General features: G+C 68.1%; 8 protein-coding genes. 2 read left to right on the top strand and 6 right to left on the bottom strand.

Going from position 1 to position 11,776, the window contains the following annotated elements; genetic code table 11:
* Positions 1-323 precede the first annotated feature (323 nt).
* Positions 324-2,411, bottom strand: coding sequence for a hypothetical protein (locus KEG57_RS24700; protein ID WP_272423306.1), 2,088 nt, complete (start codon positions 2,409-2,411; stop codon positions 324-326).
* A gap of 87 nt (positions 2,412-2,498) precedes the next feature.
* Positions 2,499-3,662 carry a hypothetical protein gene (locus KEG57_RS24695; RefSeq protein WP_272423307.1) on the bottom strand — a complete coding sequence of 388 codons (1,164 nt, stop codon included), beginning with the start codon at positions 3,660-3,662 and terminating at the stop codon, positions 2,499-2,501.
* A 99-nt stretch (positions 3,663-3,761) separates the two neighbouring features.
* Here KEG57_RS24695 and KEG57_RS24690 point away from each other — a divergent pair, with 99 nt between their 5' ends.
* Positions 3,762-6,833 (top strand): NAD(P)-binding protein, encoded by a 3,072-nt coding sequence (locus KEG57_RS24690; protein WP_272423308.1) that lies wholly within the window; start codon positions 3,762-3,764, stop codon positions 6,831-6,833.
* A 346-nt stretch (positions 6,834-7,179) separates the two neighbouring features.
* Here KEG57_RS24690 and KEG57_RS24685 read toward each other — a convergent pair whose 3' ends face one another.
* Both KEG57_RS24685 and KEG57_RS24680 read right to left on the bottom strand, forming a co-directional pair.
* Positions 7,180-8,466, bottom strand: a complete 1,287-nt coding sequence (locus KEG57_RS24685) for a monooxygenase (protein WP_272423309.1) — start codon at positions 8,464-8,466, stop codon at positions 7,180-7,182.
* Between the two features lie 135 nt (positions 8,467-8,601).
* Positions 8,602-9,108 (bottom strand): MarR family winged helix-turn-helix transcriptional regulator, encoded by a 507-nt coding sequence (locus tag KEG57_RS24680; RefSeq protein ID WP_272423310.1) that lies wholly within the window; start codon positions 9,106-9,108, stop codon positions 8,602-8,604.
* 97 nt (positions 9,109-9,205) lie between these two features.
* Here KEG57_RS24680 and grxD point away from each other — a divergent pair, with 97 nt between their 5' ends.
* Complete coding sequence (gene grxD, locus KEG57_RS24675) at positions 9,206-9,520, top strand: Grx4 family monothiol glutaredoxin (protein WP_272423311.1); 315 nt, start codon at positions 9,206-9,208, stop codon at positions 9,518-9,520.
* Positions 9,521-9,858: 338 nt separating this feature from the next.
* On the opposite strand, the gene KEG57_RS24670 is transcribed toward grxD, so the two are convergent.
* A complete protein-coding gene (locus KEG57_RS24670) occupies positions 9,859-10,566 on the bottom strand; it encodes a uracil-DNA glycosylase (protein WP_272423312.1) in 708 nt (235 codons plus the stop codon).
* On the bottom strand, positions 10,563-11,765 hold the full coding sequence (locus KEG57_RS24665) for an esterase/lipase family protein (protein WP_272423313.1): 1,203 nt from the start codon (positions 11,763-11,765) through the stop codon (positions 10,563-10,565). Before KEG57_RS24665 ends, KEG57_RS24670 begins: the two co-directional genes overlap by 4 nt.
* Positions 11,766-11,776 lie beyond the last annotated feature (11 nt).

The following is an 11,776-nucleotide window of genomic DNA, read 5'->3' as shown; positions in this document are numbered from 1 at the left end:
GGCGATGTTCCGCAAGGGCGGGCCGGCGTCCCGCGAGGGCGGGGCGATGTTCCACGACGGCGGGGTGGCGTTCCACGACGGCGGGGTGGCGTTCCACGACGGCGGGGTGGCGTTCCACGACGGCGGGGTGATGTTCCACGACGGCGGGGTGATGTTCCGCAAGGGCGGGCACGCGTCCCGCAAGGGCGGGGCGGTGTTCCGCGAGGGCGCCCAATGTGTGCAACCGGAATCTTGGGCAACTCTGGGCAGATGCGCTGAATCTGCTGGGGATTCGGACGTAGGGAGGGAGCGGAAGCAGAAGCGGGAGAGGGGGAGCGACCGCCTCAGTTCCCTGCGTCGAGGAGCGGCAGCGTGCCGATGGTCTCGGGGAGAGGGCCGTCGAACACCGTGCCCTCACTGGGCTTGAGCCTCAGCGTACCGCCGGCCTGATCCTCGCCGAAGAGCACCTCGACGCTCGTCCCGTCGAATGTCACGATCGCGCCGATCATGCCTGGGGCCGTCGACAGATAGGCGTTCGAAAGGGATCCCGCCGGCGCGAGCAGCGTCAGGAAACGCGCCTGTCCGCCTGCGGCCGGGTCGCGGACGTCGAGCCGGTAGCCGCCATTCATTTCTGCTTCGAGCGACGGCCAGGCGAGCACCTCTGCGCTGGGGAGCGCGGGGAAGAGCGGCCTTACCTCGAGCGAGCCTTGCGCGCCGCTCACCTCCCACCCCTCGCCGAGGGGTTTGGGCGCGATGGGCGCATTGAATTGCCACACGGCCTGTGCGCCCTCGTTCGTGTCGACGCGATCCATCACCACGAAGGCGCCTGGTCCCTTCAAGAAGAGCACCTCGCGATCCACGCGGCCCACGGCCGCTTTCCCGCCGTAGACGGGCGTGATGTCCGCGCGCAGGTAGAGGAATTGCGGCGTATCGTGCAGCGCTACCAGGTTCGACGCGCCATTTTGCATCGTGACCGTGGCGCCGTTCTGCTCGATACGCACGAGGTTGTGCGCCTCTTCGTTCTGGTAGATCCCCGATTGGGACTGGATGTTCTGATCGTAGGCCAGCCATTCGCCCTGGTAGATCAAAAGCGAGCCCTGGTCGCGGTGCGCGTGGCTCTCCGTGAAGGGGCCGGCGATGAATGCGCCCCACGAAGCTTTCGTGTCCCAGCCGTTCCGGAAGTAGACGTTCCCCGTGCCCGGCGCGTGGTATGTCGGGTGCAGATCCGAGAGCGGGCGTTTGGCGTGCGCCTTCGTGTAATAGAGAAAGTCGTCGATGTACATGAACCGCTGATCCATCTGCGGCACCGAGCAATCGTCGAGCCAGGTCTGCGCCACGTCCGTGAGCGGATCGTCCGGGCCGAGCAGGTGGGACAGGGTCAGCACGTAGGAACGATGGTAATCGAAGAGGGCCGCCGTGCTGTCGCGCGCGTGGTCGCCGATCGGCGCGATGCGATCGAGGGTGGGCACGGTGGAATGGATGAGGCTCGGCAGCGACGCGCGCGTGTGGCTCGTGAGATCCCAGATCCGCTCGCCGGTGCTCGATTCCCACAGGTCGTAGAGCCGGAACAGGTTCTTCATGGCCACGCCATAACCGGTTCCCTCGCGCGAACCGCCGCCCTGGAGATCACTCGTGAACGTGGGCACGAGCTCGTCCTGGATCTTCGTCTCGCGGAACATGTCGATCCACGTCTGCGCGTTTTCGTGCTCTCCGACAGACGTCAGGCCGAGGAGCATCGTCGCGCGCAGAAAGGAGTAATAGTAGTTGTTCGAGGGGTTCTCGATCGACCAGCCGCTCCACGGATAGGAGACGCCTCCCCAGCTCGCCTCCTCCGGGTGCCACACGTTCCAGACCGCCTGGTTGGCATACGCGAGCCAGCGGGCGCGCTGCTCGGGCGTGGTGGAGGCGAAGCACCAATCGTGGACCAGCGCGAGGTCGCCGATGGTCTCGCCGACGTAGAGGTAGCTGTCGTGGGCTACTTCGGCGCGCTCTCCGGCGGCGGCCAACGCCTCTTCCGCGGCGACGCGCGCTTCGACGCTGTCGACGGCGTATTTGCAATAATCCGCCTCGCCGGTAAGGACGCCGAGGAGCGCCGCGAAGTGCGCCTCGAATGCATAGACATTGCCATTTTGCAGGTGGCCGTCGACCATGTCCCGGAAGCGTACGGCGGCCGGTTCGGCGTTTGCGAGCGCGGAGGAGAGTCGCGTGCGGTTCGCCTCGTTCAGGTAGATTCGCGGGTGTTCCGTGGGGATGACGGGGCCGCCCCCGCCGGCGGCGCCGCCCCCTCCCGCACCGCCGGATCCGCCCATCGACGTTGTCCCGCCGCCGCCCTGCCCGCCGGTGCCGGTGTCCTCGGGCGCGTCCGAGCAGGCCGCCATGAACAGAGCCGCGAGCGCCGCGGCAGAGCTGAGAAATAGTCTGGAAGAAATCATGGCTCATCATGCCCGATACCCCGCGCGGCAGGGACGAAAATCAACGCCCTGCCATGCGGGGTACCGTGCCGTGGCCACCGTTTCGTCTCAGTGTTGCGACAGGCAAGAAAGGATTGCGCCCCGCGAGAGTTTCACGGCGCTCTCGGGCGGGCTTTCTCCCGATTTCACGAGGGCCTCGTCGAGCCTCGCGTAACAATCAGCGCCCACGCGCTCCGGACCCAAGGACGCCACGTATGCGATTCCCGTCTCGAGGATCTCGGCCTCCTGCGCCGGGAGCGCCACGGTCCGATACCCCGAGGTGTCGCTCCAGTACCCTTCCACCCAGACGAGCTCGCCGGGGACCCACGCCCCCTCGACCCAGTGCCCCTCGATCCAGATATCCACCCATTGCCCCGGGTCGCAGACCGTTTCGTAGAGGTCGGTACACTCCTCGTACGAATACGCGGGATCACATTGGGTCTCGTAGTACCCCGTGTCCACCCACTCGTCGGTCCATTCGACGCAGTTGCCCTCGTCGTCGTATCCGGAGCAGTAGCTCTCCCAGTATCCATCTTCGACATACACGTCGTAGCAGGTCTCCTCGACCGTATACGTGTCGCACTCCGTGCTGACGTATTCGTCGTAGCAGGCGCCGTCCTGCCAGACGGATTCGTAATACCCGTCGACCCATAACTGCTCGTAGTACCCGTCCGTGCGGACCCAGGCTCCCTCGACCCAGGTGCCGCTTTCGACCCAGACATCTTGATAAGCGTGCTCCGATTCGGTGAGCACGAGGTAGAGCGACTCCCAGACGAGCTCCCCCGTGGGCTCGATCCGCGCGTCGGCAAAACCCATGTCGCGGACGGTGCGGTTCCAGGTAGCGATGGCCTCGGTGTCGCTCCGGAGCACCCGGTCCGCGGCGTGCCCCAGAATGTCCACCCGGCTCTGCTCGGAGCCGTCGATCGGCGCCATGATCTCGGCCGAAAGCAGCCCGATCGAGAGAAATGTCTCCACCTTGTCCCAGGTCGGTCCGACAGCCACGACCTCGTTCGGCCCGGGTCCCTCGTCCACGCGACGCGCAAACTCGGCGTCGAGCGTGCGCGCCTTTTCGTCGAGCGAGCCCCGGGACATCGTGTCGTCGACCATCTGGTCGAACGCGGCGAAGAAACCCGGACTGTACTCGACCGGCGGGAGCTCCCGATCCCCCGATCCGAAGAAGCAGCCGCCGAGGAAGGGGACCATCAGTAGCGAGAGCGATCGAAGCAAACCCATGGTGGCTCCTTGCGAAGTATCCCGAAGCTTGACGTACGCCGCCGAGGTCTTGCAAGCAATCGTTGCAAGCCTGCGCGGGCCCACTATCTTCGCGGCCCCGTGAACCGCGAAAGAATCGTCATCCTGGGCGGAGGAATGGCCGCCCTGACCACGGCATTCGAGTTGACCAGCACGCCAGGCTGGGAGGAACATTACGAGGTCACCGTCTATCAGCAGGGACACCGCCTCGGCGGGAAGGGCGCGAGTGGCCGGAACCACGAGCGATTCGATCGCATCGAGGAGCATGGCCTCCACCTCTTCTACGGCTTCTACGACAACGCATTTTCCGTGATGCGCCGCTGCTACGAGGAGCTCGGGCGCCCCGCGGGCGCGCCCCTCGCGACCCTCGAGGAGGCGTTCGAGCCGCACTCGCTCATCGTCTTCGAGGAGCAATCCGAGGGCGTCTGGCAGCACCAGCCCTTGCTTTTTCCCCGGAACAGCGATCCTCCGGGCCTCGGCCGAAAGGTCCCCACCCCGGCCGAGCTGATCCCGATCATGCTGCAATTCCTCCTCGACCTCTTCGACGAGCAGCCCGCGCTGCGCAACGGCTCGGACGCGAGATCACGGTCGCTCGGCGTCGGAATCCGTGTCCTCCGCCGCGGCGTCGCGCGCCTGCTCGCGTCCCTGCGCGAGCTTCTTGCTGCGCCCGCGGAAAACCTCGTCGCCGTGCGCCGCGAGGAGCTGCTCCGCCGGCTGCTCGCCTGGTCCGCCGCCGTGTTTCGCCGCTGCGAGCCGCTCCTCGCGCAGCAGCCGGAGATCCGGAGCGCCTGGGCGGCCGTGGACATCACGCTGGCAATGATCCGCGGGATGATCGCCGATGGCCTGACCGATCAGGACGACGTCGATTGGTTGCGCCTCGACCACGAAGACTTCCGGGCGTGGCTGCGGCGGCACGGCGCCTCCGAGGCCTCCGTGAGGGCATCGACGGTTTCGGGCGTCTATGCTGGGGCCTACAGCGCCGGTCGCGAGATGGGCGCGGGGACGGCCCTGCACTGGACGTTGCGGATGCTCTATACCTACCGCGGCGCAATTTTCTACAAGATGCAGGCGGGGATGGGCGACGTGATCTTCGCCCCGCTCTATCAGGTCCTCCGCCGGCGCGGCGTGCACTTCCGTTTCTTTCATCGTATCGACAGGCTCCGCCTCTCGGCCGATCGCCGGCGCATTGCTGCGATCGAGATGGGCCGGCAGATCGCGGTGAAGGGCGGCGCCGATTACGAGCCGCTCTTCGACGTGAAGGGCCTGCCCTGCTGGCCGAGCGAGCCCCTCTACGATCAGCTCATCGGCGGCGAGGCCCTCCGCGCGAGCGGGGAGAGCCTGGAGGACTGGGGATCGCGTTATCCTGATCAGGAGCCGCCTCTCGTTCTCGAGGACGGCCGCGATTTCGATCGGGTCGTCCTCGGCGTGGGGCTCGGCGTTTTGCCTGCCCTCTGCGAGGAGATCGTCGCCGACGCAAACAATCCGCGCTTCGCCGCAATGATCCGGGAGATCACGACCACGCCGACCGTGTCGTCGCAGCTCTGGATCCGCGACGATCTCCGCGCGACCGGCTGGCACCTGCCGCCGCCGGTCATGATCCCCTACGCCGCGCCCCTCGATACCTGGGCGGACATGAGCCACCTCCTTTCGCGTGAGAGTTTTCCCGAGCCCGGGGGCCCCCAAAGCATTGCGTACCTCACCGCGGCCATGGACGACGACGAACCGCCGCCGATCGAGCGTTCCGCCTACGTCGGTTACGCCGCAAGGCAGCTCGAACACGTGCGTGCATTCACGGCAGCCCACCTCGACGCGTCCGCGGCCCACCTCTGGCCTGCCATTGTGCGGCCCGACGGCGCCCTCGATCGCAGCCGCCTCCACGCGCCGGCGTCGAAGGGCGATCCTCTCGCTTTTCAGCATTTCAGCCCGGTCCAGCACCCGTCGGATCGGTACGTCCTCTCGCCGCGGGGGACCACGCGCCACCGCCTCGCCGCGGACGAGTCCGGCTACGAAAACCTCGTCCTCGCCGGGGATTGGACCCTCACGCCCATGAATCTCGGCTGCGTCGAGGCCGCGACGATGTCCGGCATTCGCGCGGCCCAGGTGCTCACGGGCCTGCCGATCCCGATGCACGACGATTGGCTCCGCGGCCGCCCGCGTGCGCCGGCGAGCTCCCCCGGGCCGCTTTACATCGAGCGAGGCGTCAACGAGTCGACCTCGCCGCCCTACGACGCGCGGTCGAGCGTGATGGTCGCCGCCCTTCTCCGCGCCGAGCCGCGCCGCCTGCGTGACCTCTGCGCCCGTCACCTCGGCCTCCACGAGGACCGCGTCTACATCCCGCTCGGCCCCTCGGTGGTGTTCTATGCGCAGGACAATCGTCTCCTTTCGGCCATCGACGCGCCGGGCGTGGTCGCGGAGCGTGATTTCGGCTTTCTCGTCCCGGTGGCAATCTGCGAGCGCCGCGGCGGACGACTCGAACCACTCGCCGTCGGCGCGTATACCCCTTACCTCTGGGTCGATCTCGGTGCGGCGCTCGTCGGCGGCCGCGAGGTCCTCGGTTTTCCCAAAGGACACGCCGATCTCGGCTTCGAGGCCACGGCCTCCGGGCATCTCGCCCTCCACGTCGACGCATGGTTACCGCCCGAGGGCGGCGGCGCTGCCACCCCGTGGCGCCACGAGCGGATCGTCGAGGCACGCGACGCCGGCGAGGGCGCCCGCGAGACCTCGCTCCTCGACGCCTTGCGCGCGAGCCACGACGCGGCCTGGCTCGGCGCCGCGGGCCTCGACACGCGCGCGCAGGTCCGGCTCCTCGGCCTCGCGGCCGATAGCCTGCGGACCGGCGCATTCACCATGGTCTTCCTCAAGCAATTCCGCGACGCCGCCCGGCGCGAGATCGCCTGCTATCAGGCCATCGTCGAGGCCCCGTGCCGACGCATCGGCGCCCCCCGAACGAGCGCGAGGCTCCCTCGCCCGATCGAGCTTTCCGTCTCGCGGCGCGTCGGCCTCGCAAGCACGCTCGGGCTCGTCGGCGAAGGCGGCGACGAGCGGGTGCGCCTGCGGGCCCTCGCCAGCTTTTACATGGAGCTCGACTTCACGATCGGCGTCGGCGAGGTCGTGACCCCGCGTTCGTCGGGAGCAAGTCGATGGGTCTCATGAGGAACCGCCGCGCCGGGGTTTCACCCCGGGCCCGACCAGGGGTTGTCCACCCCTGGACCCGGACCAGCGCAAGCGCTGGACCCGGGGTCGATGAACTGCGCGATGCGCAGTTCATCGAACAGGCCAGGTCAAGACCAGGAGCGATCCTGCCAATCAAGACCGCCGCGCTGCCATTTCAACCGGCAAGGTCGTCCTTGGTCTTGCCACCGGCCTGTTGGAAGAACTGCGCGATGCGCAGTTCTTCCACGAAAGGTCCAGGGCTTGCCCTGGTTCGGGTCGAGGGGCGAACAGCCCCCGCGGGGCCCGGGGCAGCGCCCCGGCGCGACGGTTGCCCCGGGCGCGGGCGCTACTTACCGATCAGCGTCGCATACAGGATGTTCGTGCACATCTCGTCGTTCGTCCCTTCGCCCCACGTCGTGGGCGTCGTGCGCCCCCGCGTGTCGAAGTCACACGAGATACCAAAGGTGCTCCCGGGGGCCACGTCGAGGGGCGTCTCGTACCACCACAGGTCTTGCCAGTGGAAATTCCATCGGTCGACGTCGGTGAGGCATTCCTGCCCGTCCTCTCGTTTCAGGATGGTGCGCTGCGTCCGGCCGATCACGTGCATGTGCGGCATTGCGCCGTAGACGCGGATGCCGCCGGACGCATCGACGCCGCCGTAGGACCCCAGCAGCGAAAGCGACAGGTCGACGCTGACATTGGCTTGCGCATCCTTGGGGGGCAGCGAGAACTGAAAGCTCCCGACCGGCAGCAAGTACGCTCGCGTCAACGAGGTGTCCTTTTCGAGCTGGTACGTGACCTTGGAGCGGTCCGTGAAAGGTCCTCCCGTGAGCGGTACGTTGTAATGCACCTGGAGGGCGATCTTGCGGCCCGCGCCGTGGAAGATCCCCGTGCCCGCGGGCAGGATCGTCGCTCCGCTGCCCGGGACCCAGACACCGTAAAGGACGGAGTTTTGCACACCGGCGGCGCCGAAGCACCGATACCCAGGCCCCGGATCCGCGGCGTCCAGGGCCTCCGCGTCGGCGTCGGCCTGGTCGTCGGCCAGGTAAAAGAGCGATACATGGTGCACGACGCGCGCATCCCCGGGCTGGATGTCGTACCCCGTGATGAACGTGTCCTCGGTGATGCCGGGATCGACGACGAAGCAACGGTATTCGTCGAGCTCGCCCGGAGGAGGCTCGGGCGTGTAATCGAGGCCGATGTCGAAGGTCGCGAGCTCGCCCGCGAGCTTCGGGGTATCGAAGGCCGGCGGCGGGGGCGCGTCCTTCGGATCCCCGAGCGGCGCGCCGGCCTCGGACCAGCGCTGGAAGAGCGCGATCTGCTCGTCGCTCAGCCACCGGGCATTCTTGTAGGTCTGGCACGATCCGTCGTTGTTGACCGGCATCGGCGGCATCGTGCGGGCCTCGGTCGCGGCCGCCATGGCCCCGGCCATGTTCGCCGCGGTCTGGGCGTCGGTCAGGGAGAACGGCGCGATACCGCCGGCCTCGTGGCAGCTCGCGCACGCCTCGTTCACGAGCGGCGCGATGTCCTTGTAATACGTGGGACCGGTCGAGCCGCCGGGGTTCTCGGCGCCGCCGCAGCCGGCGACGCAGCCAAGAGCCAGGAGCGAGGACACGGCGATGGGACGTCTCATGGTTCCTCCATGCGCAGAGGGCGACAAGCAAAGACGAGCGGCCCGCCCGCTCGCACGCACGCACGCATGGAGAGTATCTGTAGAGATGTATCTGTCAAGATACATCCGCGGATGGATGTATCTTGGCAGATTCATCTATCCACGTCGTGGCGTTTTCTTTTCGGGCGCCTCGGAGCCATCCTCGCGCTCGCCTGCGCGCAGGACGAGGTCGTGGATCAACTCCAGCGCCGCGAGCACGCGGGCCTTTTCGCGCGCGGTGGCGTGGATGAGGAGGGGCTCGAGCGCCTCTTCGACGTTGCGCGTCATGCGCTGTTCGACGGCTTCCTTGTAATGCACGGTGGCCTCGATGCGTTGCTTGCGCCGGTCGTCCGCATCGGGGTAGCGGCGCACGAACCCGTTGCGTTCGAGCTCGGCCAGGACCTGGGAAATGCGGCTTTGCGCGATCGAGAGCTGCGTGACGAGGTCGCTCGCGGTGAGCCCCGGGCGCTCGATCACGGCCCGCAGCACGAGCCGCTCGGCCACAGCGCGCAGCACGAGGTGCTCGACCGAGGGCTCGTCGGGCACCCCCTCCGGAGCGGCCATCGCGCGCTCGGCAAGCATGGCCAGCCTTCGGCCGACGAGATAGAGGGAGGCAGCATCCATCCGCCCTTGCTCACGAAGATCACGCGTGCTGTCAAGACGGAAGCCCCCACCTCCACGCCTCGCCCCGCCGCTTCCCTTACGCTACGTTGTCGCCGCCATGAGCGACGTGCGTCAACGGATCCAGGAGATCATCGATCAGAACCGCGTGGTCCTCTTCATGAAGGGGACGAAGAGCTTTCCGCAGTGCGGCTTTTCCCAGCGCGCCGTGCAGATCCTCAAAGCAGCGGGGGCCGAGTTCGCGGACGTGAACGTCCTGAAGGACCCCGACATCCGCCAGGGCATCAAGGAGTTCTCGAACTGGCCGACCATCCCGCAGGTCTACATCGACGGGAAGTTCGTCGGCGGGAGCGACATCCTTCTCGAGATGCAGGCGTCGGGCGAGCTCGCGCAGCTCCTCACGCCGAAGAACTGACTTCTCGGGGCCGCCGCGCTGGGGCGTTGCCCCAGGCCCCACCAGGGGCTGTCCGCCCCTGGACCCGGACCAGCGCAAGCGCTGGACTCGGGGTCGATGAACTGCGCGATGCGCAGTTCATCGAACAGGTCGAGTCAAGACCAGCGAAGGCCCTGCCAACCGAGACCGCCGCGACCGGCAACGTTGTCCGTGGTCTTGCCACCGGCCCGTTGGAAGAACTGCGCACCGCGCAGTTCTTCCACCAAAGGTCCAGGGCTTGCCCTGGTTCGGGTCGAGGGGCGAACAGCCCCCGCGGGGCCCGGGGCAGCGCCCCGGCGAGACGGCCCCAAGAACAGACCCTAAACGCGCGCTCGCTTCAGCGCTGCCTCCAGCACCTCGTCGAACATCGCCGCGGTGAGCCGGCCTGTCTGCGTGTTCTGCTGGCTCACGTGGTAGCTCCCGAACAGCCACGCGAGGCCCCCGCCGCCGCGTGGATCCGGGATCTCCGCGCGTGCTCCGTGGGCGAAGGGAGGCGCAGCCGAGACATTGCCGTGCTTCTTGGCGAGCGTGAGGACCGCGTCGTAGCCGGTTTTTCCGAGCGCGAGGTAGGTGTGTGCCCGGTCGAGCAGCGCGAGCTCCGCTTCGAGCCAGGGGCGGCAGGAGGCGAGCTCGGCCGGCGTGGGCTTGTTCTCGGGCGGCGCGCAGCGGCACGGGGCCACGATGAAGGCGCCCGTGAGCGTCAGGCCGTCGCCGCGGCGCACGCTCGTCGGCTGTGAGGCGACGCCGGCCCGGTGGAGCGCGGCGTAGAGGAAATCGCCCGAGCGATCCCCCGTGAACATGCGGCCCGTGCGGTTGCCGCCGTGCGCGGCCGGCGCGAGGCCCATGATGATCAGCGTGGCGTCAGGGTCGCCGAAGCCGGGGATCGGACGGCCCCAGTAGGTCTCGTCCCGGTAGGCGCGGCGTTTTACGCGCGCGACCTCTTCACGCCATGCGACCAGACGATCACAACGGCGGCACTCGACGAGCGCTTCGTGCAAGAGCTCGAGCGACCGCCGCTTGCTCGTCATGACACCCCACGCACGCTCGCCGGGGCGCTCTTCGGCGCGCGCTCGGACAGGGGCGTGCGCGCGTCGCGTAGCTCCTCGCCCACGATCATGCCGGCGACGATTCGATCCATCACCACGTCGAATCGCACGCGCTGGAACCGCGCGCCACTCGCGAGCCAGTCCGTGTGACCTCCCGCGCCGGGGAAGTGGCCGACGATGTCGAGGTGGTCCGCTTTGCCCACCCAGACGAGGTCGCCCCAGATCTGGGAGGTCAAAGGAACGACGCCGTCGTTTGCCGTCGGCGGCAAGGCCTCGCCGAGCATCGCCTTGAGCTTCGCTTGCGCCGATCCGTCCGCCGCCGCGCACGGGTAGCGCTCGTCGAGGCGGCTCGTCAGGTTGTAGAGCGCCGTGAAGATCGTCGCGCTCATCGCGCTCCACGGCGAGCGCAGCGCCGTGATCCAGTCGCGCACCGCGTTCGAGGGCGCATACGTCGCGACGCACTGGTACCGCACGCCGGGGCGATCTTCGACGCCGGCCTGGAAGAGGTCCATCGCCTCGGGCATGAGCTGCACGACCGCGCCCTGATCGCCGCGGAGCAGATCGAGCCAGGTGCGCAGCTCGCGGCTCGACGCCTCGTCGAGGACCTTGGCCACCGCGTCGACGGCGCGGTTGATGATCTCGAGCTCGAAGTTGCCGATCGAGAGGCGGCCAAACGCGGCGACGAGCGCGGAGGTCGCGGCGAGCGGGGGCGCGCCGAGCTTGAGCGCGGTCACGGTGAGCGCGGAGATCGCGTAGAGCATGCGCTGGCCGCTGACGGTCGCGAAAAAGGCCGCGAGCGGCGTGCCGTAGTGCGGCGTGTTCATCGTGGTGATCGACGAGAGCCGCGGCAGCCACGCGAGGTCCTTGCGGGCGACGCCGGGCAGGCGCGCGGTCGGGGAGGCGACGAGGCGCGCGTCGAGGCCGCCCGTCGAGTGGCCGATCACGTGGATGGGGCCGTCGTCGTCGCCGGCCGTGGCGGCGATCATGTGCGCGAGCTTGGCCGCGCGGCGGCAGACGCTGGCCGTGGGGTGGACGTCGCAGACGAGGACCTTGGCGATGCGGCCGCGCTGGCGGAAACGCTCTTCGAGCGCGACGACGAGGTGCTCGAAGTACTCGAACGAGGCGAGCCGCGCGAAGCCGAACATGCCGGGAGAGAGGTAGATACGAACGGGAGGCGACACGAAGGAGAGGG

This window comes from Polyangium jinanense (assembly GCF_028435365.1).
The sequence above is the reverse complement of the archived record's forward strand: the minus strand, read 5'-3'. Positions and strand labels throughout refer to the sequence as shown.

Bases quoted from the DNA above. Each gene is read 5' to 3' on its own strand.
- KEG57_RS24685 (WP_272423309.1), bottom strand. From the start codon at position 8,466: ATGAGACGTCCCATCGCCGTGTCCTCGCTCCTGGCTCTTGGCTGCGTC.
- KEG57_RS24700 (WP_272423306.1), bottom strand. From the start codon at position 2,411: ATGATTTCTTCCAGACTATTTCTCAGCTCTGCCGCGGCGCTCGCGGCT.
- KEG57_RS24695 (WP_272423307.1), bottom strand. From the start codon at position 3,662: ATGGGTTTGCTTCGATCGCTCTCGCTACTGATGGTCCCCTTCCTCGGC.
- KEG57_RS24680 (WP_272423310.1), bottom strand. From the start codon at position 9,108: ATGGATGCTGCCTCCCTCTATCTCGTCGGCCGAAGGCTGGCCATGCTT.
- grxD (WP_272423311.1), top strand. From the start codon at position 9,206: ATGAGCGACGTGCGTCAACGGATCCAGGAGATCATCGATCAGAACCGC.
- KEG57_RS24670 (WP_272423312.1), bottom strand. From the start codon at position 10,566: ATGACGAGCAAGCGGCGGTCGCTCGAGCTCTTGCACGAAGCGCTCGTC.